The organism is Luteimicrobium album (assembly GCF_030161555.1).
GTDB classification, from domain to species: Bacteria; Actinomycetota; Actinomycetes; order Actinomycetales; family Cellulomonadaceae; genus Luteimicrobium; species Luteimicrobium album.
On record NZ_BSUK01000001.1, the window covers coordinates 2,169,966 to 2,192,893 of the forward strand.

At 75.6% G+C, this 22,928-nt stretch carries 27 protein-coding genes and 5 pseudogenes; 18 read left to right on the forward strand and 14 right to left on the reverse strand.

What is annotated here, in order from left to right; translation table 11 throughout:
- The first annotated feature begins 17 nt into the window (after nt 1-17).
- Nucleotides 18-419 carry a hypothetical protein gene (locus QQK45_RS11260; protein ID WP_284293324.1) on the forward strand — a complete coding sequence of 134 codons (402 nt, stop codon included), beginning with the start codon at nt 18-20 and terminating at the stop codon, nt 417-419.
- A 14-nt stretch (nt 420-433) separates the two neighbouring features.
- On the opposite strand, the gene QQK45_RS11265 is transcribed toward QQK45_RS11260, so the two are convergent.
- The gene (locus QQK45_RS11265) at nt 434-982 is read right to left on the reverse strand and encodes an Lrp/AsnC family transcriptional regulator (RefSeq protein ID WP_284293325.1); all 549 of its coding nucleotides are present in this window, start codon (nt 980-982) and stop codon (nt 434-436) included.
- A 130-nt stretch (nt 983-1,112) separates the two neighbouring features.
- Here QQK45_RS11265 and ald point away from each other — a divergent pair.
- The 4 genes and pseudogenes from ald (at nt 1,113) to QQK45_RS23215 (ending at nt 3,133) form a co-directional block, all read left to right on the forward strand.
- Nucleotides 1,113-2,212: pseudogene (ald, locus tag QQK45_RS11270) on the forward strand (alanine dehydrogenase).
- 49 nt (nt 2,213-2,261) lie between these two features.
- Nucleotides 2,262-2,798: a nucleotidyltransferase family protein gene (locus tag QQK45_RS11275; RefSeq protein WP_284293326.1), complete on the forward strand. Its 537-nt coding sequence runs from the start codon at nt 2,262-2,264 to the stop codon at nt 2,796-2,798.
- Nucleotides 2,795-2,992, forward strand: a complete 198-nt coding sequence (locus tag QQK45_RS11280) for a hypothetical protein (protein ID WP_284293328.1) — start codon at nt 2,795-2,797, stop codon at nt 2,990-2,992. The genes QQK45_RS11275 and QQK45_RS11280 overlap by 4 nt, the downstream gene beginning before the upstream one ends.
- A 6-nt stretch (nt 2,993-2,998) precedes the next feature.
- On the forward strand, nt 2,999-3,133 hold the full coding sequence (locus tag QQK45_RS23215; protein ID WP_431310334.1) for a HepT-like ribonuclease domain-containing protein: 135 nt from the start codon (nt 2,999-3,001) through the stop codon (nt 3,131-3,133).
- Between the two features lie 40 nt (nt 3,134-3,173).
- Here QQK45_RS23215 and QQK45_RS22255 read toward each other — a convergent pair whose 3' ends face one another.
- The 6 genes and pseudogenes from QQK45_RS22255 to QQK45_RS11310 form a co-directional block, all read right to left on the reverse strand.
- A complete protein-coding gene (locus QQK45_RS22255) occupies nt 3,174-4,646 on the reverse strand; it encodes an aldo/keto reductase (RefSeq protein ID WP_348525214.1) in 1,473 nt (490 codons plus the stop codon).
- 112 nt (nt 4,647-4,758) lie between these two features.
- Nucleotides 4,759-5,139 carry a sunset domain-containing protein gene (locus QQK45_RS22260; protein WP_348525215.1) on the reverse strand — a complete coding sequence of 127 codons (381 nt, stop codon included), beginning with the start codon at nt 5,137-5,139 and terminating at the stop codon, nt 4,759-4,761.
- 3 nt (nt 5,140-5,142) lie between these two features.
- A pseudogene (locus QQK45_RS22265) lies at nt 5,143-5,274 on the reverse strand (deoxyribonuclease); the annotation flags it as partial.
- Nucleotides 5,275-5,835: 561 nt separating this feature from the next.
- On the reverse strand, nt 5,836-6,771 hold the full coding sequence (locus QQK45_RS11300) for a DUF2510 domain-containing protein (protein WP_284293329.1): 936 nt from the start codon (nt 6,769-6,771) through the stop codon (nt 5,836-5,838).
- Nucleotides 6,772-6,825: 54 nt separating this feature from the next.
- Nucleotides 6,826-7,758 carry an alpha/beta fold hydrolase gene (locus QQK45_RS11305; protein ID WP_284293330.1) on the reverse strand — a complete coding sequence of 311 codons (933 nt, stop codon included), beginning with the start codon at nt 7,756-7,758 and terminating at the stop codon, nt 6,826-6,828.
- A pseudogene (locus tag QQK45_RS11310) lies at nt 7,755-8,536 on the reverse strand (winged helix-turn-helix domain-containing protein). Before QQK45_RS11310 ends, QQK45_RS11305 begins: the two are co-directional and overlap by 4 nt.
- A 199-nt stretch (nt 8,537-8,735) precedes the next feature.
- Between QQK45_RS11310 and QQK45_RS11315 the strand changes: the two are divergent.
- The 3 genes from QQK45_RS11315 to QQK45_RS11325 all read left to right on the forward strand — a co-directional run bounded on the left by QQK45_RS11315 (nt 8,736) and on the right by QQK45_RS11325 (nt 10,495).
- Nucleotides 8,736-9,467 (forward strand): hypothetical protein, encoded by a 732-nt coding sequence (locus tag QQK45_RS11315; protein WP_284293331.1) that lies wholly within the window; start codon nt 8,736-8,738, stop codon nt 9,465-9,467.
- A gap of 199 nt (nt 9,468-9,666) precedes the next feature.
- Nucleotides 9,667-9,963 (forward strand): thioredoxin family protein, encoded by a 297-nt coding sequence (locus QQK45_RS11320; RefSeq protein WP_284293332.1) that lies wholly within the window; start codon nt 9,667-9,669, stop codon nt 9,961-9,963.
- A gap of 52 nt (nt 9,964-10,015) precedes the next feature.
- The gene (locus QQK45_RS11325) at nt 10,016-10,495 is read left to right on the forward strand and encodes a DUF4395 domain-containing protein (RefSeq protein WP_284293333.1); all 480 of its coding nucleotides are present in this window, start codon (nt 10,016-10,018) and stop codon (nt 10,493-10,495) included.
- A gap of 57 nt (nt 10,496-10,552) precedes the next feature.
- Here the strand turns inward: QQK45_RS11325 and QQK45_RS11330 are convergent, their stop codons facing one another.
- Entirely contained in the window at nt 10,553-11,080 is a 528-nt protein-coding gene (locus QQK45_RS11330) for a MarR family winged helix-turn-helix transcriptional regulator (RefSeq protein WP_284293334.1), read from the reverse strand.
- Between the two features lie 76 nt (nt 11,081-11,156).
- On the opposite strand from QQK45_RS11330, the gene QQK45_RS11335 reads away from it, so the two are divergent.
- On the forward strand, nt 11,157-11,405 hold the full coding sequence (locus QQK45_RS11335) for a hypothetical protein (RefSeq protein ID WP_284293336.1): 249 nt from the start codon (nt 11,157-11,159) through the stop codon (nt 11,403-11,405).
- Nucleotides 11,406-11,445: 40 nt separating this feature from the next.
- On the opposite strand, the gene gap is transcribed toward QQK45_RS11335, so the two are convergent.
- The 5 genes and pseudogenes from gap to QQK45_RS11360 form a co-directional block, all read right to left on the reverse strand.
- Nucleotides 11,446-12,459, reverse strand: coding sequence for a type I glyceraldehyde-3-phosphate dehydrogenase (gene gap, locus QQK45_RS11340; protein ID WP_284293337.1), 1,014 nt, complete (start codon nt 12,457-12,459; stop codon nt 11,446-11,448).
- A 118-nt stretch (nt 12,460-12,577) separates the two neighbouring features.
- Nucleotides 12,578-13,503 (reverse strand): annotated as a pseudogene (locus QQK45_RS11345) (GlxA family transcriptional regulator).
- A 108-nt stretch (nt 13,504-13,611) separates the two neighbouring features.
- Nucleotides 13,612-14,175 (reverse strand): hypothetical protein, encoded by a 564-nt coding sequence (locus tag QQK45_RS11350; protein WP_284293338.1) that lies wholly within the window; start codon nt 14,173-14,175, stop codon nt 13,612-13,614.
- A gap of 7 nt (nt 14,176-14,182) precedes the next feature.
- Nucleotides 14,183-14,314, reverse strand: a complete 132-nt coding sequence (locus tag QQK45_RS11355; protein ID WP_284293339.1) for a hypothetical protein — start codon at nt 14,312-14,314, stop codon at nt 14,183-14,185.
- Nucleotides 14,311-14,535: a hypothetical protein gene (locus QQK45_RS11360; RefSeq protein ID WP_284293340.1), complete on the reverse strand. Its 225-nt coding sequence runs from the start codon at nt 14,533-14,535 to the stop codon at nt 14,311-14,313. Before QQK45_RS11360 ends, QQK45_RS11355 begins: the two co-directional genes overlap by 4 nt.
- 140 nt (nt 14,536-14,675) lie before the next feature.
- On the opposite strand from QQK45_RS11360, the gene QQK45_RS11365 reads away from it, so the two are divergent.
- Nucleotides 14,676-16,226, forward strand: a complete 1,551-nt coding sequence (locus QQK45_RS11365) for a zf-HC2 domain-containing protein (RefSeq protein ID WP_284293341.1) — start codon at nt 14,676-14,678, stop codon at nt 16,224-16,226.
- A gap of 10 nt (nt 16,227-16,236) precedes the next feature.
- Here QQK45_RS11365 and QQK45_RS11370 read toward each other — a convergent pair whose 3' ends face one another.
- Nucleotides 16,237-16,581 (reverse strand): DsrE family protein, encoded by a 345-nt coding sequence (locus QQK45_RS11370; RefSeq protein ID WP_284293342.1) that lies wholly within the window; start codon nt 16,579-16,581, stop codon nt 16,237-16,239.
- 247 nt (nt 16,582-16,828) lie between these two features.
- Here QQK45_RS11370 and QQK45_RS11375 point away from each other — a divergent pair, with 247 nt between their 5' ends.
- From QQK45_RS11375 to dtd, 8 genes and pseudogenes are all read left to right on the forward strand, one after another.
- On the forward strand, nt 16,829-17,452 hold the full coding sequence (locus QQK45_RS11375; protein WP_284293343.1) for a heme-binding beta-barrel domain-containing protein: 624 nt from the start codon (nt 16,829-16,831) through the stop codon (nt 17,450-17,452).
- The gene (ygfZ, locus tag QQK45_RS11380) at nt 17,449-18,663 is read left to right on the forward strand and encodes a CAF17-like 4Fe-4S cluster assembly/insertion protein YgfZ (RefSeq protein WP_284293344.1); all 1,215 of its coding nucleotides are present in this window, start codon (nt 17,449-17,451) and stop codon (nt 18,661-18,663) included. Before QQK45_RS11375 ends, ygfZ begins: the two co-directional genes overlap by 4 nt.
- A gap of 10 nt (nt 18,664-18,673) precedes the next feature.
- Nucleotides 18,674-19,855, forward strand: coding sequence for an FUSC family protein (locus QQK45_RS11385; protein ID WP_284293345.1), 1,182 nt, complete (start codon nt 18,674-18,676; stop codon nt 19,853-19,855).
- A gap of 114 nt (nt 19,856-19,969) precedes the next feature.
- Nucleotides 19,970-20,227, forward strand: coding sequence for a type II toxin-antitoxin system Phd/YefM family antitoxin (locus tag QQK45_RS11390; protein WP_284293346.1), 258 nt, complete (start codon nt 19,970-19,972; stop codon nt 20,225-20,227).
- 18 nt (nt 20,228-20,245) lie between these two features.
- Nucleotides 20,246-20,728, forward strand: coding sequence for a type II toxin-antitoxin system VapC family toxin (locus QQK45_RS11395; protein ID WP_284293347.1), 483 nt, complete (start codon nt 20,246-20,248; stop codon nt 20,726-20,728).
- Between the two features lie 49 nt (nt 20,729-20,777).
- Complete coding sequence (locus QQK45_RS11400; protein WP_284293348.1) at nt 20,778-21,104, forward strand: DUF2516 family protein; 327 nt, start codon at nt 20,778-20,780, stop codon at nt 21,102-21,104.
- 109 nt (nt 21,105-21,213) lie between these two features.
- Nucleotides 21,214-22,139 (forward strand): annotated as a pseudogene (locus QQK45_RS11405) (asparaginase).
- Complete coding sequence (dtd, locus tag QQK45_RS11410) at nt 22,136-22,561, forward strand: D-aminoacyl-tRNA deacylase (protein WP_284293349.1); 426 nt, start codon at nt 22,136-22,138, stop codon at nt 22,559-22,561. The pseudogene QQK45_RS11405 and the gene dtd overlap by 4 nt, the downstream one beginning before the upstream one ends.
- Nucleotides 22,562-22,928 lie beyond the last annotated feature (367 nt).

A 22,928-nucleotide genomic window follows, 5' to 3' on the forward strand; every position in this document is an offset into this window, starting at 1 on the left:
CCTGGCACGATGGACGCATGGCCCGACCCGCTCGCTCCGTAGCCCGCCTCGAGACGCAGCTGCGGCTCGAGCGTGCCGCGGTCGACGGGCGCTCGTACTCCGTCTCCGCCCGGCTCGACGCCGTCCTCGACGACGGGCGGCACGTCGTCCTGCTCGACGACCGCGGGTGGAGCACGTCCGGCCCGCCCGGTACGTCGGACCGGCTGACCGTCGCCGAGCTCGAGGCGACCGCGCGCGTCGTCGTCGGGCCCGACGAGCCCATGCCCGGGCGCACTCGCAAGGAGGAGGCCGAGCTGCACTGGTCGGCGCTCGCGGACGTCCTCGCCCGGGCCGGCATCGCCGCGACGGGCGCCGGGCTCGCGCGGCTCCCGCACGACGTGGTGCTCGACGAGCGGCTGCTCGCGCGCGTCCGGCGCTGACGCGGGCGCCGCCGTCACCCCAGCGGGCCGCGCAGCTCGCCGAAGCCGTGCGCGTCGGACCAGTGATCGAGGCCGCGCAGGTGATCGAAGACGATCTGCGTGTGCGTCGACGCGACCACGGGGTCGCTCGACAGCGGCCCGGCCACGAAGTCGCGGAGCTGCTCGGGCGACGTCGTCACGACCCGCACGAGGAAGTCGTCCTGGCCGCCCACGAAGAACACGTCGAGCACGTTGGGGTGCCGGGCCATCTTCGCGGCGAACGTCTTGATGACGGTGCGCGCCTGGGCGCGCAGCCGTACCGAGATGATCGCCTGCAGGGGCAGCCCCACGGCCCGGTAGTCGACGTCGGCGTGCGCGGGGCCGAGCACCCCGGCCTCGCGCAGAGCACGAACCCTCGCGTGCGTCGTCGACGGCGCGACGTGCAGGCGCTCGGCGAGCGCCGCGTTGGTCACGTCGGCGTCGCGGGCGAGCTCCCAGAGGATCTGCTCGTCGAGGTCGTCGAGGCTCGGCGGCGGTCGAACGCCTGAACGCTGGGCGGCCGCCCCCGTGCGTCTTCTCGGCATCTTCTGCGCTCCTGGTGCTCTCGACCGAAGAATCTTCGTCTCAGCCTCGTGGGACGGGACGTTCTTCCTAGTGTGGCGCCTATCACGGTGACTGTCCGGCAGTGCGGCCGGACCCGGAGAAGGAGCGGTCATGCGCATCGGAGTGCCCACCGAGGTCAAGGACCACGAGGGTCGCGTCGCCCTCACGCCCGCAGGCGCGCTGGACCTGGTGCGGACCGGGCACGACGTCGTCGTGCAGCGGGGCGCGGGGCTGGGCTCCGGCCTGCCCGACGACGCCTACACGGCCGTCGGCGCGCGGCTCGGGTCCGTGGACGAGGCGTGGGGAGCGGACCTCGTCCTCAAGGTCAAGGAGCCCGTCGCGTCGGAGTACCGGTACCTGCGCCCGGACCTCGTGCTGTTCACCTACCTGCACCTCGCCGCGGACCTGCCTCTCGTCGACGCGCTCCTGGGCGCCCGCACGACGGCGCTCGCGTACGAGACCGTCCAGCTCCCCGACGGGAGCCTGCCGCTCCTCGCGCCCATGAGCGAGGTCGCGGGGCGGATGTCGGTCGTCGTCGGCGCGTACCACCTGCTCGGCGCGCAGGGCGGCTCGGGGACGCTGCTCGGCGGGGTCCCGGGGTGCGGCCCGCGCACGTCGCGATCCTCGGCGGCGGGACCGCCGGGCTCGAGGCGGCGCGTCAGGCCGTGGCGCTCGGCGCCTGCACGACCGTGCTCGACCTGTCTCTCCCGCGCCTGCGGGAGATCGACGCGATGTTCCAGGGCCGGGTCGCGACCGTGGCGTCGAGCGCGTACGAGGTCGAGCGGACCCTGCTCGACGCGGACCTCGTCGTCGGGGCCGTCCTCGTGCCCGGGGCGCGGGCCCCGCGGCTCGTCAGCCGGGAGCTCGTCGCCCGGATGAAGCCTGGGAGCGTGCTCGTCGACGTCGCGATCGACCAGGGCGGCTGCTTCGAGGACTCGCACCCGACGACGCACGCGGACCCGACCTTCCGCGTCGAGGGGTCGCTGTTCTACTGCGTCGCCAACATGCCGGGCGCCGCGGCGTCGACCGCGACCCCGGCCCTCACGAACGCGACCCTGCCGTACGTGCGCGAGCTCGCCGACCGCGGCTGGCACGCCGCCGTCGCCGACGACCCCGCCCTCGCGCACGGGCTCAGCACCGTCGACGGGGAGGTCGTGCACCCGGCCGTGGCGGCCGCCGTCGGGCGCCGGGGGACGGCGGTCCCGGCCTGATTCGGTCGGACTGATAGCATGACCTATCGCCGATGACCGGGGGTAGGTCATGACACAGGACGAGGTGCTCGAGCAGCATCTTTCTCATGCTGCCGAGCGGGCGGAGAGGCTGCGCCGGGAGGCCTCGAGCGTGTTGGAACGTGCCGTCGCGCGCGCGAGCGCCAACGGGTGGAGCCAACGGCGGATCGGGGTGAGCGTGGGACGGAGCCAGCCGGAGGTCCATCGGCTGCTGCGCGCCGCTCCATCGGTCGAGGTCGCCGAGACAGCGATGCACGGCGTGTCGCGCGAGTCCGCTCGGCAGGCCGTGATCGAGCTCGTGCTCACCGAGCGCCGCGACGCCATCGTTGCCACCGCGGCCCGGCGCGGGGTGCACAACCTCCGCCTGTCCGGGTCCGTCGCACGCGGAGAGGACACCGCGGACTCCGACGTGGACCTGCTCGTCGACGTCGCGCCCGGTGTCGGGCTCTTCCAGCTCGGGGCGCTCGAGGTCGAGCTGCGGGAGCTGATCGGACGGGACGTCGACGTCGTGCCGGCGGACTCGCTCCGTGAGGACGTCGCTCGCACCGTCGAGTCGATCCCCCTGTGAACCCGGCCGGTCGGGACATCGAGCATGCGCGGCGTGCGCTCGAGCACCTTGCCGTGCTCCGGCGCCACGTCGAACGACACGGCCTCGACGACGAGGTGTCAATCGATGCCGTGTGCCTGCGGCTCGCGTCGTCGATCGAGGCTGCGTCACGGTTGTCCGACGGGGCGCGAGACGACGCGTTCGGTACCTCGTAGCCCGCGATCTGGGCGACCCGGAACCGGATCGCGCACGACTACCTCGAGGTGGACCGAGCCATCATTCGCGCCACCGTCGAGGTCGACCTTCCCGCGTTCGAGGAGTCGTTGGCGAGGCTGACCCGCCGCCTGGGGAGCTGACCTCCCACGAGGAGCAGCCGCGTGTTGGGCGCCGTCCCGCTCAGGCGCCGGGCGCGGTGACCTCGGCCAGGCGGGCGAGCTCGTCGGCGGACAGCTCCACGTGCGCGGAGGCGAGCAGCGCCTCGACCTGCTCGACCGTGCGCCCGCTCGCGATCGGCGCGGCGACGACGTCCTGCTGCCGCAGCCACGCGAGCGCGACCGCTGCGACGCTCGTGCCGTGGGCCGAGGCGACGTCGTCGAGCACGGGCAGGAGGGCGAGGGCACGGGGGTCGTCGAGGTACTTCCCGGCGGCGCGGGCGCGCGCCGACTCGACGGTCGCACCGATCCGGTACTTGCCGCTGAGGAATCCCGACGCGAGGGACGCGTAGGGCGCCTCGACAACGCCGAGGTCGCGGAGTGCGGGGACCAGCTCGTCCTCGATGCCGCGCTCGACGAGCGACCAGCGGTCCTGCGCGACCGTGAACGGGGTCAGGCCCTCCGCCTCGGCGATCTTCGCGGCGGACGCGAGTCGGTCGGCGGTGAAGTTCGAGGCCCCGAGCTCGCGCACCTTGCCCTCGCGCACGAGCGCGTCGAACGCCGACAGGTACTCCTCCTGCGGGACGTCGGCGTCGTCGCGGTGGGCGTAGTAGAGGTCGAGGTGGTCGGTCCGCAGGCGGCGCAGCGAGTCCTCGACCGCGGCCCTGATGTTGGCCGGCGACAGGCCCGGCCGGGTGGCGAGCGAGAACACCTCGGTCGCGATCTCGACGCGGTCGCGGTTCCCGCGCGAGGCGAGCCACTCGCCGATGATCGCCTCGGACTCGCCGCCGGAGTTCCCCGGCACCCAGGCCGGGTAGACGTCGGCGGTGTCGATCGACCGCCCGCCGCCGTCGACGAACGCGTCGAGGACGCGGAAGCCCTCGTCTCGGTCCGCGGTCCAGCCGAAGACGTTGCCGCCGAGGACGACAGGGCCGAAGTCGAGCCGGGTGAGGGACGTCGGGCGGGTCATGGTTGCTCCGATGCTGCGGCGGGAGCCCCTGCTGTCAGAGCAACGGCGAGACGGGGGCAACCTTTCCCGGCACGGCCCACGACTCGATGTGGGGTGGGTCACACGAGGGGTCGGCCCGGCGTGCGCCGGACCGGCGAGCACGCCGCCGACCGTGACGGTGAGGACGCCGGCGTCGTACCGGGCGGTCACGTCCTCGCCGCACGCGGCGCGAGGCAGCGTCACGACGCGGCGGAACGACCCGTACCGGGTCTCGCGGATCCGGCGCGCGTCGTCGGACCCGGCAGCCCGGGTGTCCTTGCGCTCGCCCGACACGACCAGGCGGCGGCCCTGGACCTCGACCGACACGTCGGTCGCCGGGTCGACGCCTGGCAGGTCGAAGCGGGCGACGAGGTCGTCACCCGCGCGGTAGACGTCCGCGGCGGGGGAGAAGCCGGACTCGGGCCGGGCGGCCGGACGAGCCGTGCGGGCGGTCCACAGGTCGCGGACCAGGCGGTCGACGTCGGCGAAGCCGGTTGCTGTTGCGGTCATGGTGGTCTTCATTCGTGCTGGGGGCCGGTTGGCTCCCGTCTGACCGCCACAACCTTGAGCCGGGGCCGCTCAATCCCGGTTCCGGTACGCCCAGGACGAACGCAGAGCGCGCTTACCCCTTCGCGGCCCGGTAGCCGTCGGCCTGCGCGGCGGCCTCGGTTGCGAAGCACACCTCGGGGTCCGTGACGTCGTACGACGCGCCCGTCGGCAGGTGGTAGATGTGGCTCGACTCGTTGCCCTTGATGGGAGCCCAGTCCGGGCAGTCGTCCTTCGAGACCGGTGCCGCCACGGCGGGGTGCTTCGTGGTCGTGGACTTCGAACCGCCCGACGACGGCGCGGACGTCGCCGCGGCCCCCGACGGTCCCTTCTGGGTCGCGACCTTGACGTCCGTCAGGCCGCCGGTCGGGACCCGCTCGCCCGGGCACGTGTCGAGGATCCGCGTGATCGCCGCCTTCTCCGCGGACGTGACCCACAGGCGGTACCGCTGCTTCACCGCGACCTGCCGCGCGACGTAGCGGCACCGGTACGCCTTCGACGGCGGCAGCCAGGTCGCGGCGTCTCCGTCGGACTTCTGCCCGTTGAGCGGGCCGTCGACGGCGAGCAGGTTGAGCGGGTCGTTCGCGAGCAGCTCGCGGGTCGCGGGGAGAGGGCTGGGCCCCGGTCCGCCAGGCGTCGGCGAGGGGCACGAGGTGGTCGATCTGGACCGCGGTCGACGTGGTCTGCCCGCGCGTGAACGCGATGCTCCGCCCCGAGTACGGGTCCGGGAGGGTGCCCGTGAGGACGATGCAGTCGTGCGTCCCGGCCTTGTAGGTCACGTCGTCGAGATCGCGCGCCAGGACGTCGTTGCGCGTGTCGCACCCGTTGTGGTCGACGTCCTTCCAGGCCGGGCCGAACTGGTCGCGCGTGTACCCGGTCATCGCGGACCGGCCCTTGACGGGCAGCGTCGCGAGCACGGCGAGCGCCGTCCCCGCCGCGGGCTTCGTGCCCGACGCCGCCTCCGAACCCAGGTGGCGCGTCGTCGTGGTGGTGGGCGTGGGCTTCGGGGCGGGAGCCGGCGTCGTAGCGACGGCGGACGAGGACACCGCGGCCTCGGGCTGCCCGGTCGCGCCGACGCTCGTGCACGCGGTGGTGGTCGCGAGGATCCCGAGCGTGGCGAGGACGGCGAGCGTGCGCGCCCGGCGGCGCGCGCTCACCACCAGCTCCGCCAGTAGCCGTCCGCCTGCGCGGCGTCGAGGGTCGCGTAGCACAGGTCGGCCACCAGGTCGTCGTAGGAATGGGTGTTTGGCGCGAAGGCCGTGTGGTAGGCGATCTTGATCGGCGCGGACGCCGGGCAGTCGCCGTCGGGGCGCGGCTGGACGGGCCCGGTGACGGGCTCCGGCGCCGGCGCCGGCGTGGCCGTCGGGGTCGGGCTCGGGCCCGACGGGGGCGGCGTCGACGGCGTCGAGGTCGGGGCCGTGGGCGACGTGGGAGCCTGCGTGGTGGTGGGCGGTGCCGTCCGGCTCGGGGTGGGCCGCGTCGGGGTCGCGGTCGGTGTCGAGAGCGTGGTCGTCGGCCGCGGCGAGGGCGACGGGGTCGGTCTCGCGGAGGGCGTGCTCGTCGGCGTGGGGGTCGCCGTGGCGGTGCTCGGCGTGGCGGTGGGTGTGTCGACCGGCGCGGGCGCCGGCTCGACGGCCTCCGGGGTCAGGAAGGACGTCGTCGGGCTCGCCGCCGCGACGGGTGCACCGTCGTCCCCGCCCGCGGCCACGGCGATGCCCGTGAGGAGGACGGCTGCCGCGCCGCCGCCCGCCACGGCCCACCAGGCGCGCCGTCGACGAGAGGTGGGGGCGCCGTCGTCGGACGGGCTCGCCGCGGGCCCGACGCCCGGCTCCGGGGCCGGCGTCACCGGGGGCCTCGCGGGACGTGCCGAGGCGCCCGCCATGATCGAGGGCATCACGGGTGCGAGGGGGATCGCCTGGGTCGTGGCGTCGGGAGCCGCCGGCCCGGGGCGGGCGGCGTCGGGCTCGGCCGGGGCGGGCGCGAGCTCCGTCTCGGCGCGGGTCGCGTGGTGCCAGCGCACGCCGTCCCACCACCGCATGCGTCCGCGCGCGTGGGGGTCCGGGTACCACCCGGGCTGCGCGTTCGACACCCGCATATTGTGCGGTATGCGGAGCGTGTTCCCGACCCCCGCCCGAGGAGTGGGTCAGCCGTCCAGGTCGGCGAGCCAGTCGAGCAGCGCGCCCGAGACCGCCTCGGGATCCTCCTCCTGCAGGTAGTGCCCGACGCCGTCGAGCACCTGCACGCGCAGCCGGCGCACGAGCGCGGTCGCGTCGATCGCCGCGGCGTCCGTGCGGACGTACGGGTCCTCGGCCCCGAGCAGGAGGAGACCCGGCTGGTCGACGCGCCGCCGGACCGCCGTCGTGAACCGGCGCCCGTCCATGCGCGGGATCGAGCGCACGGACCAGCGCAGCGCCTCCGTCGAGCAGTGCGCCGCGAACGGGATGCGGGCCGCGGTCCGGTACAGCTCGAGCGCGTCCTCGTCGAACGGTCGCACGGCCCCGCCGCGCAGCACCTCGTCGACGAACCGCCCGTCGCCGAGCGCCCGCTCGGGCAGGAACGGCACCTGCGCGAACGCGATGTGCCGCCGCATCGCGGCCGTGTACGGGGCGCGGTGCGACACGTGCAGGTGCGCGGGGTGCGGTGCGGCCAGGGCCGCGACCGCGCGGGTCACGGCGGGCTGCATCGCGGCCATCGCCCACGCGATGGTCCCACCCTCCCCGTGCCCGACGACGACCGCCGAGTCCGCCCCGAGCGACCGGATCACGCCCGCGACGTCGCGCGTGCGGGTGGGCACGTCGTAGCCGAGCGGCGGCTTGTCGGACGCGCCTGCACCCCGCAGGTCCATGGCCGCGACCCGGTACCCGGCGGCCGAGAGCGCCTCGACCTGGTGCCGCCACGCCCACCAGAACTGCGGGTACGTGTGGAGCAGGACGAGCAGTGGAGCGCGGGCTCCCGCTCTGCTGCCGGAGCCGTCGTCCGGCTCGGCGAGCGCGACGTGGAACCGGGCCGCGTTGGCGGCGACGAACTCGTGCCGCCACGGGCCTCCGACGAGGGCGGTCGAGTAGTCGGCGATCACCCGAGCGAACCTACCGGGTCGCTGCCCAGCGGGGGCGTGTCCGTGGCCGGCGCGCCGTCGGGCGTGGCCGAGCCGGCGCCGTCGGACGCCGCGGCCCGCTCCCGCCGCTCCTTGGGCGGGTCGAACCGGTAGCCGACGTTCCGCACCGTGCCGATGAGCTGCTCGTGCTCGGGCCCGAGCTTGGCGCGCAGCCGCCGGACGTGGACGTCGACCGTGCGCGTGCCGCCGTAGTAGTCGTAGCCCCAGACCTCCTGGAGGAGCTGGGCGCGCGTGAACACCCGGCCCGGGTGCTGGACGAGGTGCTTGAGGAGCTCGAACTCCTTGTACGTCAGGTCGACCGGCCGGCCCCGCAGGCGGGCCGTGTACCCGGACGCGTCGATCGTGAGCTCGCCCGCCGAGATCTCCTCGTTGTCGTCGCGCGCGCTCCCCGCGCCCCGTTCGACCGCGAGACGGATCCGGGCCTCGACCTCGGCCGGTCCGGCGTCGGACAGCACCACGTCCGACGCCCCCACTCGGCCGTGACGACGGTCAGCCCGCCCTCGGTCATCACGAGCATGAGGGGCACCGTCATGCCGGTCGCGCGCAGCAGGCGGCACGTGGTGCGGGCGGCCACGAGGTCGCGGCGCGCGTCGAGGAGCACCAGGTCGGCGTCCGGGGCGTCCACCAGGGCGGACGGCTCCATCGGCAGCACCCGTACCCGGTGCGAAAGCAGCCCGAGGGCCGGGAGGATCTCGACGGATCCTCCCGTCGTCGGGGTCAGCACGAGGAGCTGGGCCACCTCGTCACCTCCACTCGGTGGTCGTGCGGCGCGTGTCGCCACGGTAGCGCCTCCGGGGCGTCGCCCCGCGCAGGGTGAGCCCGCGCACCGGGCGGATGGCCTGATCCGGGCGCAGATCTGGGACACTCGGAGGCGTGCCCACCCCCAGTCTCCCCGTGACGGCCCGCGCGTGCGGGACGTGTCCGGCCCTTGGCGACGCATGAGGGCGACCACCCGCTCCGTCCTGACGGCCTGCCTCGCGGCGATGGTCGCGGTCGCCGCGTACTTCGGCACCGTGCCCCTCGCGGGGGCCGTCGTCGTGCTCGTCCTGCTGACGGCGATCGGCTGGCCCGGGCTCATGCACCTGCACGCGCGCGGCGCGTCGGGCTTCCTCGTGGCGCTCGTCGGGCTCGGCGCGGCGCTCGTCGTGGACGTCACCGACGGCGAGCCCGTGCTGCGGAACCTGCCCGTCGTCGTCGCGATGGGCCTGCTGCTGGCGTTCGTCAACGAGCTGGCCCGGCGTCGCCCGCGCGAGGACCTCGTCGCGAACGTGTCGGGCGAGGTCTCCGGGATCGTCGTCGCCGTGGGCTGCTCCGGCTGGCTCGCCGCGGGGCTGTCCGAGGAGGGCGCGGCGCTCGTCGTGAGCTGCGCCGTCGCGATCGCGGTGGCCGCCGTGGTGTGCTCGACGCCGCTCCGGGGCTGGGCGGGCATCGGTCTGGCCGTGGTGCTCGCCGCGGCCGCGGGGGCCGGCGTCGCGCGCGCCCTGCCGCGCATCGATTGGCCGTCCGGACTGTGGGCGGGCCTCGTCGCGGGCGTCGTGGTGACGTCGGTGACGGCGCTCTTCGGCCACGTGCCGACGGCGCGCGGCCGGTGGGCGTCCGCGAGCGCGGCCACCGTCCCCGTTGCGGTCGGTGGCATCCTGATCTTCGTGGTCGGTCGGCTCATCGGCTGACGCGTGGCCGCCGTCCGGGCGGCGAGGAGGTTCTCGTGCTGGTTCGCGTGCTGCTCGTGGTGGCCGTCGTCGTGGTCGCGCTCGCCCTCGGCGTGTGGTGGCGCTCGCGGCAGGGCGTCGTCCGGGTCACGGCGCCCGACGGCGCAGCCTCCGGCGCCGGCCCGTCCGGCGCGGGTGGCTCGCTCGACGCGGGCGTGGCGTGGCGCGAGCGAGGGTCGAGCTCGCCGGCACGGCGACGTTCGTGCAGTTCTCGACGGACCACTGCGGCCCGTGCCGCGCGACGTCGCGCGTCCTCGGGGAGCTTGTCGCACGGCGTGACGATGTCTCGCACAGCGAGATGGACATCGACCGGAACCTGGACCTGGTGCGACGCTTCTCGGTGCTGCGCGCACCCACGGTGCTCGTGCTCGACCGGGACGGCTGCGAGGTCGCCCGGATGACCGGGGCCGTCGGCCGCGCGCAGGCCGAGCAGGCGCTCGCCGTCGTCGGGGCGTGACCCGGCGTCGCAGGCGAATCGCTCGTCCGCGCCACCCCACGCAGGAGCCCCGATGACCGAGCACGAGCCCCAGACCGGCGCCACGAGCGCCGTGACCGCACCCGCGGGGATCGATCCGCGCGGCCCCCGGTTCGGCGCCGGCGTGACCGCGGTCCTGCTGGCCGTCGTCCTCCTGCTCGCCGGGACGTCCGTCGCGGTGTGGCTCCTGCTGGTCGTCGTGCTGTCCTTCGCGCTCGGCGCGGCGCGCGGGTCGCAGGGCACGTGGCAGGGCGCGCTGTTCCGCCTCCTCGTGCGTCCTCGTCTCGCCCCGCCGAACGACCTCGAGGACCCGCGACCGCCTCGCTTCGCGCAGCTCGTCGGGCTGATCATCACGGGGGTCGGGTTCGTCCTCGGGGCCGCGGGCGTGGGCGCCGCGGTCCCGGTCGCCGCCGCGCTCGCGCTCGTCGCGGCCGTGCTCAACGCCGTCTTCGACTTCTGCCTCGGTTGCGAGCTCTACGTGCTGCTGCGGCGCCTGCGTCCGTCGGCGGCCTGAGACTCGCACTCCCGTTCCGCGACTGAGAACGGGTGGCCGCTCTGCCTCGCGGCGGCTTCAGGCAGGGCGGGGCGCTCCGCCGCCGATGACGCCCGCCCGGCGGGCCGCGGCCACGACCTTCGACGCGGCGGTGTGGATCTCGGCGAGCTCGTCGATCGTGAGCCCCGTCGCCGAGGCGATCGCGGGCGGGACCTTCGCCGCCTCTGCCCGTAGCGACCGTCCGCGGTCGGTGAGGCGCACGTGCACGACGCGCGCGTCGTCGGCGGAGCGCTCGCGCGTCAGGAGCCCGGCGGCCTCGAGGCGGCGCAGCAGGGGCGAGAGCGTGCCGGCGTCGAGGGCCAGGCGGTCGGCCAGGTCCGTCACCGTCCCGGGCCGTCCGGCGGTGTCGTCCTGCCACAGCGCGAGGAGCACCAGGTACTGCGGGTGCGTGATGCCGAGCGGCTCGAGCAGGGGCCGGTAGAGCGCGACGAGGCCGCGTGCGCCTGCGGACAGCGCGAAGCAGACCTGCGACTCGAGCGCGAGCGGGTCGTCGCGCAGGCGGTCGGCCGTGGTGGGCTCGCTGGTGTGCTCGACGGTGGTGGCCACCCCGCCATCGTAGGCCGGGACCCGGAGATGTAGGGTGGGCCAAAGAGTGGTGCACCAAGTATTGGTGGTCCAAGAGATGCCGACGATCGGAGTCCCCGTGCGACGACGACAGCGCCGCCCGAGCCGCAGCGGGCGCGCCCTCAGCGACCGCCTCGACACGGCGTTCCTGCCGTTCTTCGGTCCGGCGCAGGTCAGCCCCATCCACGCCGTCGGCGAGGTGTCGGACCACGCGCGCGAGCGCGAGAAGCGGATCCGGACCGTCTACGAGCGCGTCGTCGGGCCGGACGGGCACGCGTACGTCGTCGAGCGGGACGTCACGGACTGACCGGCGGCGGGCGAGCTGTCGTCCGCCGCCGGTCCGCGTCTCAGGACGCGCCGAGCAGCTCGAGCGTGTCGATGACGCGGTTCGAGAAGCCCCACTCGTTGTCGTACCAGGCGACGACCTTGACGTTCCGCCCGTCGACGCGGGTCAGCGCCGAGTCGAAGATCGACGACGCCGGGTTCCCGGTGATGTCCGACGACACCAGCGGGTCGTCCGAGTACTCGAGGATCCCCGCGAGCCGGCCGTCGGCGGCGGCCCGGTAGGCGGCGAGGACGTCGTCGCGCGTGACGTCCCGCGCGACGACGGTGTTGAGCTCGACGATCGACCCGACCGGCACGGGCACCCGGATCGAGTCGCCCGACAGCTTGCCGTCGAGCTGGGGCAGGACGAGCCCGATCGCCTTGGCCGCGCCCGTCGTCGTCGGGACGATGTTCTCGGCGGCCGCGCGGGCGCGGCGCGGGTCGCGGTGAGGTCCGTCCTGGAGGTTCTGCTCCTGCGTGTAGGCGTGGACGGTCGTCATGAACCCGTGCTCGATGCCCGCGAGCTCGTCGAGGACCTGCGCGAGCGGCGCGAGGGCGTTCGTGGTGCACGACGCGTTCGAGACGATCGTGTGCTTCGCCGGGTCGTAGGCGTCGGTGTTCACGCCCGGGGCCAGGGTCACGTCCGCGCCGGCGGACGGGGCGCTCACGAGGACGCGGCGCGCGCCGGCGTCGAGGTGCGCGCGGGCGTCGCTGGCCGCGGTGAAGCGCCCGGTCGACTCGAGCGCCACGTCGACGCCGAGCTCGGCCCACGGGAGCTTCGCGGGCTCGCGCTCGGCGAGCACCCGGATGCGGCGGCCGTCGACGACGAGGTCGTCCCCGTCGACGGACACGGGCCGCCCGAGGCGCCCGGCCGTGGTGTCGAACGCGAGCAGGCGCGCGAGCGCGGCGGGCTCGGTGAGGTCGTTCACGGCGACGACCTCGATGCCGGTGTCGTCGCGCTCGAGGAGCGCGCGGAGCACGTTGCGCCCGATCCGGCCGAAGCCGTTGATCGCGACGCGGGTGGGGGTGCGGGTCATGGGAAGGTTCTCCTCTCGGTTCCTCACCAGGCTCGCGCGTGGCACGCGTCACAGACAGGGGCGCCCGCGCCAGGGTCCGCAAGGATCGCGCCAGCCCCGTCGCCTCCGACGACTGCGGCTACTCGCCGCGCGCGAACGTCCGCCGGTACTCGGTGGGCGTCGTCCCGAGGACCCGCTGGAAGTGGAGACGTAGGTTCGCGCCCGTCCCCAGCCCGACGTCGTCGGCGATCTGCTCGACGCTGCGCTCGGACCGTTCGAGCAGCTCGCGGGCGAGGTCGACGCGCGCTCGCAGGACCCACTGCATGGGCGTGCAGCCGGTGTCGGCGGCGAAGCGCCGGGAGAAGGTCCGCGGCGAGACGGCGGCGTGCCGCGCGAGCACCTCGAGGGTGAGCGGCCGGTCGAGCCGGTGCAGCGCCCACTCGCGCGTCGCGGCGAACCGCTCGCCGAGCGGCTCGGGCACGCTGCGCGGCACGTACTGCGCCTGCCCGCCGCTGCGGTACGGTGCGGCGACGAGCCGGCGCGCGGCATGGTTGGACGCCGCGACGCCCAGGTCGCCCCGCAGCACGTGCAGGCACAGGTCGATGCCCGACGCCGCGCCCGCCGACGTGAGCACGCTTCCTCGTCGACGAACAGCACGTTCTCGTCGACCCGGACGCGCGGGTGCTTGGCGGCGAGCGCCCGCGTGTAGTGCCAGTGCGTCGTCGCGCGGCGCCCGTCGAGGAGGCCGGTCGCCGCGAGCGCGAACGCTCCTGTGGAGATCGCGGCGAGCCGGGCGCCGCGCCCGTGGGCCCCGACCAGGGCGTCGACGACGCGGCGTGGCGGGTCCTCGCGGTCCGGGAACCGGTAGCCCGGGACGAAGACGACGTCCGCCCACTCGAGCGCCTCCAGCCCCGACGCCACGTGGTACGCCAGGCCGTCGCCGCCGGTCACGAGCCCGGGCGCCGCCCCGCACACGCGCACCTCGTACGGCATGCTCGGGCGCGTCGTGAAGACCTGCGCGGGGATCCCGACGTCGAGCGGCTTCGCGCCCTCGAGCACGAGCACGGCGACACGGCGGAGGCGGTCGGGGGCGGCGTCAGGGTGGGAGCCGGGGTCGGCGGCTGCGGGGAGGACACGGCCGCACGGTAGGCACGTGTGCCGCCGCGCGTCGCGTCAGGGGTCCACGAGGTCCGCGAGCTCGGCCGCCAACCGCGCCGACCACGGCTGCGCCTCGACCCACGGCAGGTGCCGGTCGAGCCAGCCGCACAGGTCGCGGACGGCGTCGGACAGGGCGCCGGCGAGCTCCAGGTCGTCGACGCCCAGCGGGCGGTGCCGCCACGTGACCGGCCCGCGCGCGGGCGCAGGAAGCGGAGCGTCGAGCCGCGCCGGGCGAGCCGTGGGCGCGGGGTACAGCTCGAGCGCGTCCCGCACCCAGACGGCGACGGCGTCGTAGACGTCGAGCGCCCGCGACGGGTCGGTGCGCCCAGCGCGGTCCCGGACGACCGCGGGCAGGTCTCGCAGGGCGTGCGCGAGCCGGGCGTGGCACCCGGCGCAGAGCACGCCGTGCGCGGCCGGCCGGGGCAGGCAGCCGTCGCAGCACGGGTCGGCGCACCCGGGGCGGTGGTGGGCCGGGTGGGCGCACCCGGCCGCGCAGGGTGCGAGGCGGGGGCGGCTGCGGGCGTCCGGCCCGCTCCGGACGACGGAGAGGTGCGGCGGGCCTGGAGGGTCGTGGAGCACGGGGGCCTCAGCGGGTCAGGGCGCCGGCGACGAGGCCGGCCGCCAGCCCGACGACGACGCACACGGGCGCGAGCACGACGGGCGACGTCCGCGGGCGACGCCTCAGGAAGGCACCGACCCGTCCCCAGAGCGCGCTCACGCTCCCACCCGCTGCAGGTGGCGGCACACCGTCTCGACGCCGGTCGGGCCGAGCGCGGCGCGCAGGCTGACGAGTGCGACCTCGCAGGTCGCGTCCCGCAACGCGGCCTCGGACCAGCGGTCGGCGAGAAGGAACAGCGTGACGGCGTCGTTCGCCGCGTAGGCGGTGAGGTAGTCGGCGCCCAGGCGCAGGAGCGCCGGGCGGTCGGTGGGGCGTGTCATGCCCTCTGGACGCGGGGACCGGCCCGAAGTCACACGGTTCTCGGCATGAGTTTTTTGGGAATCGGCCGGACACCGATGACATAGTGGGCCGGCTGACATAGTGGGCTGGCCGGGACGACGGCGAGGGAGGGACGACGACCGTGGAGGACACGAGCGCCTGGGCGCAGCACCGCCCGCGCGTGGTTGCCGCCGTAGCGTCCGCGGTCCGCGGCGTCGACCCGGAGGAGTCCGCGAGCCGCGCGCTCGTCAAGATGCTCCGCCTGGCCGACGACGGTGTCACGTTCGACGCCCCTCTCGCCTACTGGCGGCGCGCGGCCGTCAACGAGGCGTACTCGCTCGTCCGTGAGGTCGAGCGTGCGCGACCGGTCGAGGACGACGTGCTCGCCGGCCTCGCCCCGGCCGCGCCGGACGCCGCCGCCCTCGAGGCCGAGCGCCAGGCCGACATCGACATGCTGCGCCGCGCGCTCGACGGGCTGACCGGCGCGGACCGCGACCTGCTGTGGAGCCGTCACGTCGACGAGCGGTCGGTGACGGCCATCGCGGAGGACCTCGAGGTGCGGCCGCACGCGGTCACGGTGCGGCTGCGCCGGGCCGAGGAGCGGCTCGCGGCGGGCTTCGCCGCGGCGCACGCCGCGCTCACCGACGAGGCCGGCTGCCGCACGGCGCGGGCCGGGATGCACGGGTACCTCAAGGGCCGCCTCAGCGCCCGACGACGCCGCGAGCTCGAGCAGCACGTCGACGGCTGCGCCGCGTGCACGCGGGCGTTCATCGACGTGCGGGAGGTCTCGTGGGGCCTCAAGGCGATCGCGCCGTGGCTGGGTGCGGGAGCCTTCAAGGGCGCGGCAGCGCTCGCGGGGACGGCGGGCGGCGCGGCTGCGGTCGGGGGCTCGCGCTGGGGCCGCGCCACGACGACGGCGGTCGTCGCGGGCGGGGTCCTCGTCGTCGTCGCGGGCCTCGCGAGCGCGATGGTGCTCGCGCCCGACGACGACCCCGCGTCGCCGGCGCCGACCGGCACCACGGTCGCTGCGGCGGGCGGGGACCGTACGGGCTCGGGCGGAGGAGCCCCGGCCGACTCGGGCTCTGACCTCGGCTCCGTGCTCCCGGCGAGCCCGACGCCGTCCGCCCCTGCCCCGAGCTCCGTCCCGTCGGACCGCCCGAGCGCCCCGGCCGCGGACGGGCCCGTCCCTGCGCCGACGGCCGCCAGCCGCGGCGACGACACCCGGCGGGCCACGACCCCGGCGAGCGAGCCGACGTCGTCGTCGGACCCGACCGGCACCACCGCGCCGACGAGCAGTCCGACGGCTCCCGCGACCGCGGGACCGACCACCCCGTCGTCCTCGCCCACCGCCCCCGCCGGGCCGAGCGGCACGCCGGCGCCGCCGTCGTCACCCTCGCCGACGCCGCCACCCACGACACCCTCGCCCACACCGTCGCCGACGCCGTCGGCGGAACTCACGCCGCAGACCTCCACCGTCGAGCTCCCGGTCCACGACCTGCGGCTCGGCCTCTACCGGGTCGCGGCGAGCGACGGTGTGACGATCACGGGCGTGAGCGCGCCGTACGCGGACACCTGGGTCTACCGGGTGCGCGACCGCTGGTACGTCCAGGTCTGGCGCAGCGGCAGCCCGCACGTGGTCACCGTGACGTTCACGGGCCCGGCGGGCTCGAGCGTGTGGCTGCGCCCGGCCTGAGCCGTCGGCCTCAGTAGACGAGCGCCTGGGCGCCCGGCGCCAGGGCTTCCTCCACGAACACGGGAGCGCCGGCGATCCGGACGCCCGGCAGGACGTCGTCGGGCGTGATCCCGCGCCGCGCCGCGCACTGCGTGCAGACGGTCACCGTGCCGGCGGCGAGCACCGCGTCCAGGAGGTCGGGGAGCGGTGCCGCGTGCTCGAGGACGAGCTCCGCCGCGCGCCCGGGCACCCCGAACCAGGCGGCCTCGCCCGTGAGCCACAGGCTCACCGGCACGCCGGCGGCGACCGCGGCCGCGGCCACGGTGAACGCCTGGTTCGCGGCCTCGGGACGGTCGGCGCCGCTCGTGGTCTTCACGACGAGCGTGCGGCTCGGCGTCGAGGAGGGGCGGGTTCGGGTGTGGTCGTCACGGGTCGAGCGTATGAGACCGACGCCACGTCCCGGGCCTGCCGCTCACCCCGGGAGGGGCGCCCGGTCGACGTAGGATCGGGCCATGACCGGTACCGAGATCTTCTTCGTCACGCTCCTGGGCCTGGCGACCGTCGCGATCGTCTGGTTCACCTGCTACGCGGTGTACCGCCTGTTCGAGGGCCAGCGCTGACCCATGCCGTTCGCGTTCCCCGAGGGGCTCGCGCCCGAGGCGTACCCGCTGGCCTGGCTGGTGGGGCGGTGGCGCGGTGAGGGCGTGATCTCCTACCCGGAGATCGACGAGGCGGCGTTCGTCCAGGACGTCGTGTTCGACCACGACGGCGGCCCGTACCTGCGCTACGAGTCCACGATCCGGCTCGTGGAGCCCGAGATCCCCGGCACGGTCCCGGACGAGTGGACGGGCGAGGGCGAGCAGGCCGACGCCGCCGGGCCTGCTGCGCCGTCGACCCCGCCGGAGCCCGCGGCGGGCGAGCTGCCCGTGTGGCAGACCGAGACGGGCTACTGGCGGGTGTCGCCCGACCGCCCCGAGGGGCTGTCCGAGTCGCAGCAGGCGCTCGAGGTCATGCTCGCCGACCCGGCGGGCTGGCTGACCCTCTACGTCGGGGCCGTGGGCAACGGTCGCATCGACCTGGTGCACGACCTCATCGCCCGGACGTCGTCGTCCGCGGAGGTCACGGCCGCGAAGCGGCTGTACGGGCTGGTCGAGGGCGACCTCATGTGGGTCTGGGAGCTCGCGGCGTTCGGCAACCCGCTGCAGAGCTACGCGTCCGCGCGTCTCGTGCGCCAGGAGGACTCGTGACCGACGCCCTCGAGGAGCCGACCTACCGCAGCCCGCTGCTCGCGCGGCACGGCGCGGTCGAGGCGTCCGGCCCGGACGCGGGCGTCGCCTGGCACTACGGCGACCCGACGGCCGAGCAGCGTGCGCTCGAGCGCGGCGGCGCGGTGGCCGACCTCTCGCACACGGGGGTCGTTCGGGTCGCCGGCCCGGACCGCCTGAGCTGGCTGCACTCCATCACGTCGCAGGACCTGCTGGGCCTGCCGCCCCGCACCTCGACCGAGCTGCTGGTCCTCGACCCGCACGGGCACGTCGAGCACGCCGCGGGCGTCGTCGACGACGGCGAGGCCACCTGGCTGGTCACCGAGGGCTCGCACGCCGCCGCCCTGGTGACGTGGCTCGACCGCATGAAGTTCATGCTGCGCGTCGAGATCACCGACGCGACCTCCGAGTACGCGGTGCTCGGCGAGCCCGTCGACGCCGAGGGCGCCGAGGGTGAGCCGGTCACCTGGCGGGACCCGTGGCCCACGACCGCGCTCGGCGGCACCCGCTACGGACCGCCCGACGACGAGCACCCCGGCAGCGAGCGGGACTGGCGCCTCGTCCTCGTTCCCCGCCCGGACCTGGTGCGCGAGGTCGAGGTGCGCGAGGCCGCGAGCTGGCGGCTCGTCGGCACCTGGGCGACGGAGGCGTCGCGCGTCGCCGCGTGGCGCCCGCGCCTGGACACCGAGGTCGACGACCGGACGATCCCGCACGAGCTCGACTGGCTCCGCACCGCCGTCCACCTGCACAAGGGCTGCTACCGCGGCCAGGAGACCGTGGCGCGCGTGCACAACCTCGGCCGGCCCCCGCGCCGGCTCACGTTCGCCCACCTCGACGGGTCGGGGCACACGGTCCCCGAGGCCGGCGCCGCCGTCCGTCCGGGCGGGCCTGACGCCGACCCGCAGGCGCGTCCCGTCGGCCGTGTGACGAGCGTCGTCCGGCACCACGAGCTCGGCCCGGTCGCCCTCGCCGTGCTCAAGCGGTCGGCGCCGTCCGGCGAGCTGATCGTCGACGGGCTGGCGTCCGGCGACCCCGCGGGCGGCGTTATCGCCGCGGGGCAGGAGGAGATCGTCCCGGGCGACGGCGTGAGCGTGGACCGGCCCGAGGCCCGCGGACCACTGACCCGCGGGCTCGGCGGCTCCGCGGGCGTCGGGTCGCCCGGCTTCGGTGGCGCGCTCGGCTCCGGCGCCTGACGCTGACCCCATGCCCGACGAGGAGGACGCCCGCACCGGCGCCACGAGCCCCGCGCCCGAGGGGCTGCACGACGGCGTGACCCAGGCACGCGTCGTCGCGGCCGACACCTGGCGGCGCCTGCGCATCCTGACCGGCCGTGCGCGTGCCCGGCAGGGCGTGGCGCGCGTGCGCACGTCGCTCGTCCCGATCGCGGTCTCGGCGCTCGCCGCCGGCCTCGCGTACTTCGTCGCGCACGACCTCTTCGACCACCCGTTCCCGTTCTTCGCACCCGTCGCCGCCTGGGTGTGCCTGGGCTTCGCGCCCGACCGGCAGATCCGCCGCGTGCTCGAGCTCGCGATCGGCGTCGCGCTCGGCGTCGGGATCGGCGACGCGATCGTCCACGTGATCGGCTCCGGCGCCTGGCAGGTGGCCGTCGTCCTCGTCGTGTCGGCGCTCGTCGCCCGGTTCATCGACGCCGGCATCTTGCTCACGACGCAGGCCGGGGTCCAGGCCGTCGTCATCGTGCTGCTGCCGCCGTCGGGGACCGGCGGCCCGGGCAGCCGGTTCGTCGACGCGCTCGTGGGCGGTGCCATCGCGCTGCTCGTCGCCGTCCTGTGGCCACGCGACCCGCGACGGCGCCTCGCACTCCTCGGCCGGGAGGCGCTCGGCGCCCTCGCGGAGACGCTCACGATGCTCGCCGGCGGGCTAGCGCACGGGCGCGCCGACGAGGCGCGCGCGGCCCTCGCCCGCGGGCGTGCGGCCGAGCCCGCGCTCGAGCTCTGGCAGACGTCGGCGTCGGACGCGCGCGAGCTGGCCCGCGTCAACTCCCAGGGCAGGCGCCACCTGGACGTGATCGACCGGTCCACCGAGCAGGCCGTGCTCACCGACCGGGTCATGCGGACCGTCCGGGTCCTCGCGCGTCGCGCCGCCGCGCTCACCGGCGAGCACGACACCAGCGGCCTCGCCGACGTCGTCTCCCGGTTCGCGGTCGCGGTGCGCGACCTGTCCGCCGCGGTCGGGGAGGGACGTGACCCGGCGCGGGCGCGCGAAGGGCTGCGGGAGGCGGCGGCCCTCGTCGACCCCCGTGCGCTCGCGGGCGGCGACTGGGAGGTGGCGTCGCTCGCGCTGCTCGTGCGCTCGGCGCTCGTGGACGCGCTCGAGGCGGCCGGCGAGGACCCGGGCGCGGCGCGCGACGCGCTCCCGACCCTCTGAGCACGGCCCGGTTGTCAGAACGTGGCTCCCGTATACGGGAACCTGGTTCTGACAAGCCGGGTGGTCGGAGCGTCGCTGTACACCCGGACGACGACGAGGTGTACGGTCCGGTCCATGGAGGTCTCCGTGAGCGCGCTGCGCGCCGAGCTCAAGACCTGGCTGGACCACGCCAAGGCAGGCGAGGAGGTCGTCATCACCGACCGCGGGGTCCCGGTGGCCCGGCTGTCGGGCATCGACGGTGCCGACCTCGTCGGCGGGCTCCTGCGCGACGGGCTGCTCACCGCGCCCGCCGAGGAGCGTCCGACCGTCGCCGCGCCCGTGGCCCGCGGCCAGAACGCCGTGTCGGGTCTCGTGCGCCGGCTGCGCCGATGACCGGGCCGGTGAGGAAGCGTGACGACCGCCTACCTCGACACGAGCGCGCTCGTGCGGCTCGTGCGTCGTGAGCCCGGCAGCGAGCTCGCCGCGGCGCTGTGGAACCGGGCGCCGATCGTCGCGACCAGCCGCACCAGCGACGTCGAGCTGAGGGCCGTGCTCGCGGCCGGCGCCCGGCGCGGCCTCCTGGCCGAGGACGAGCACGCCGCCGCCCTCGAGACGTGGTCCCACCTGTGGCCCGCGCTGTACGTCGTCGAGACCACGCCCGCCGTCACCGACCGCGCCGCGGAGCTCGTGGCCGCGCACCCGCTGCGCGGCGGCGACGCCGTGCACCTCGCGTCTGCGCTCCTGCTCGCGCCCGACGTCGTCGTGGCCGTCTGGGACGAGCACGTCGCCGCCGCGGCGGTGGCCGAGGGGCTGACGGTCCTCCCCGGCCCGTACACGGTCCGGGAGCGGCACACGCCGAGGCCGTCGGCGCGCCGCGCGTCTGCGGGCTCCTGACGGGAGGCGAAGCGCCCCGCGCGGGGGCCGCGTCCCCTAGGCTCGGAGGGTGTTCAGCACCAGCCAGAGCGTCGTGCTCCTGCTCCTCGTCCTCGCGTCGTTCCTCGTGCAGGTCTTCGCGCTGATCGACGCCGGGATCCGGCCCGCGCACGCGTACCTCGCGGAGAACAAGCTCAAGAAGCCGATCTGGCTGCTCATCCTCCTCGTCGCGGCGCTGCTCACCTACGCGCTGGGCGGGAGCTTCTACTCCCTGCTCCTCGTGACCCCGGCGCTCGTGTACCTCGCCGACGTCCGGCCGAAGATCCAGCCGTACTCGCGCCGCCAGGGCGGCGGCAGCGGCTCAGGACCCCGTCGGCCGTCGTCGGGCGGGTGGTGATCGCGATGACGCCCGGGGTCCGGACCATGTCCACCTCGCCCGCGGCGCCCTCGCGGAGGTCGTCCGCGGGGACCTCGTCGAGTCGGTCCACGTCGGCCACCTGGTCGCGCTGGACGCGTCCGGCCGGGCGGTGCTCGAGGCGGGCGATCCCGCGGTGACCTTCTGGCCGCGGTCGTCCCTCAAGCCCGTGCAGGCGCTCGCGATGGTGCGCGCGGGCCTCGACGTGCCCGACCGACTCCTCGCTCTCGCGTGCGCGAGCCACGCCGGCGACGCCGTGCACCGCGACGGGGTGCACGAGCTGCTCGGCCTCGCCGGCCTCGACGAGACGGCGCTGCACAACACCCCGGCGCTCCCGCTCGACCCGGCGGTCGCGCTCGAGTGGGAGCTCGCGGGGCACGGCCCGACGCGCCTGACCCAGAACTGCTCGGGCAAGCACGCCGCGATGCTCGTGACCTGCCGCGTCAACGGGTGGGACCTGGCCTCGTACCTCGCCCCGGAGCACCCTCTCCAGCGGGCCGTGGCCGCGACCGTGCGGGAGCTCACGGCACCCGTCGACGGCGCGAGCGCCGCCGAGGAGGAGCCCGGGGCTGCGCACGTGACCGTCGACGGCTGCGGCGCCCCCTGTTCTCGACGACGGTCGCGGGGCTCGCGCGGGCGTTCGCGCGGCTCGGCGTCTCCGGGCAGCACGACCCGTTGTCGGCCGAGGCGCGGGTCGCGCGGGCCATGAGCCAGCACCCGCACATGGTCTCGGGGACGGGGCGCGACGCGACCGTCCTCATGCAGGCCGTCGACGGCCTCATCGCGAAGGACGGCGCGGACGGCGTCCTGGCGCTCGCCACGTCCGACGGCCGCGCGCTCGCGTTCAAGGTGGCCGACGGCGCGAAGCGGCCCGTGCACGCGGTCGTCGACGCCGCGCTCCGGGCTCTGGGGGTCGTGGCCGCCGACGTCGGCCCCCTGCTCCCGCCGTTCCCCGTCGAGGGTGGCGGGGTCAGCGTGGGCGAGGTGCGCGCCGTCGTCGGCGGGGTCGGCGCGTGAGGGCGGTCGTCCAGCGGGTCACGCGTGCGAGCGTGACCGTCGAGGGGGAGACCGTCGGCGCGATCGACGAACCCGGGCTGCTCGTCCTCGTGGGTGTGACCCATGACGACACGCGCGAGCAGGCGGCGACCCTGGCGCGCAAGGTCGCGGGCCTGCGGATCCTCCGCGACGAGCTCTCGGCCGCCGACGCGGGCGCGCCCGTGCTCGTGGTCAGCCAGTTCACGCTCTACGGGGACACGCACAAGGGACGGCGCCCGTCGTGGGTCGCGGCCGCGCCGGGACCGGTCGCGGAGCCGCTCGTGGACGCGGTCGTCGCGGACCTTCGGGCCGCAGGCGTGCACGTCGAGACGGGCCGGTTCGGCGCGATGATGCAGGTCGAGCTCGTGAACGACGGCCCGTTCACCCTCGTCGTCGACGTCTGACGCCGAGCCCCCGCGGCAGGGGCCGTCCGCGTCTGAGACGCGCGCTTGACACCCAGGAAACTCGCCGGAGACGTCGCTCTGGTCGAATGCAATTCGAAGCGCGGCTAACATTCGAAGCACGTCTGACCGATGCCGCTCAGAATCAGGAGGGTTCCGCATGCCCACAGGGGTCCAGGACCGTCCAGGGGAAGCACACGCACGGATGCGCCCAGGCGTCCGGGGGATGGTGCGCCGACGCTGCCTCGCGCACGGGAGCGCGAGCGCGCCCGGGCCGTCGTTGCCGACGGTCATGGGGATCGTCTGGAGGGCCGAGCCCGGCGGCGGCAAGACCGCGCTCCTCGACGAGATCCTCGCCGCTCTGCCCTCC

Bases quoted from the DNA above. Each gene is read 5' to 3' on its own strand.
- QQK45_RS11260 (WP_284293324.1), top strand. From the start codon at position 18: ATGGCCCGACCCGCTCGCTCCGTAGCCCGCCTCGAGACGCAGCTGCGG.
- QQK45_RS11265 (WP_284293325.1), bottom strand. From the start codon at position 982: ATGCCGAGAAGACGCACGGGGGCGGCCGCCCAGCGTTCAGGCGTTCGA.
- QQK45_RS11275 (WP_284293326.1), top strand. From the start codon at position 2,262: ATGACACAGGACGAGGTGCTCGAGCAGCATCTTTCTCATGCTGCCGAG.
- QQK45_RS22255 (WP_348525214.1), bottom strand. From the start codon at position 4,646: ATGACCGCAACAGCAACCGGCTTCGCCGACGTCGACCGCCTGGTCCGC.
- QQK45_RS11315 (WP_284293331.1), top strand. From the start codon at position 8,736: ATGAGGGCGACCACCCGCTCCGTCCTGACGGCCTGCCTCGCGGCGATG.
- QQK45_RS11325 (WP_284293333.1), top strand. From the start codon at position 10,016: ATGACCGAGCACGAGCCCCAGACCGGCGCCACGAGCGCCGTGACCGCA.
- QQK45_RS11335 (WP_284293336.1), top strand. From the start codon at position 11,157: ATGCCGACGATCGGAGTCCCCGTGCGACGACGACAGCGCCGCCCGAGC.
- gap (WP_284293337.1), bottom strand. From the start codon at position 12,459: ATGACCCGCACCCCCACCCGCGTCGCGATCAACGGCTTCGGCCGGATC.
- QQK45_RS11360 (WP_284293340.1), bottom strand. From the start codon at position 14,535: ATGACACGCCCCACCGACCGCCCGGCGCTCCTGCGCCTGGGCGCCGAC.
- QQK45_RS11375 (WP_284293343.1), top strand. From the start codon at position 16,829: ATGCCGTTCGCGTTCCCCGAGGGGCTCGCGCCCGAGGCGTACCCGCTG.
- QQK45_RS11385 (WP_284293345.1), top strand. From the start codon at position 18,674: ATGCCCGACGAGGAGGACGCCCGCACCGGCGCCACGAGCCCCGCGCCC.
- QQK45_RS11390 (WP_284293346.1), top strand. From the start codon at position 19,970: ATGGAGGTCTCCGTGAGCGCGCTGCGCGCCGAGCTCAAGACCTGGCTG.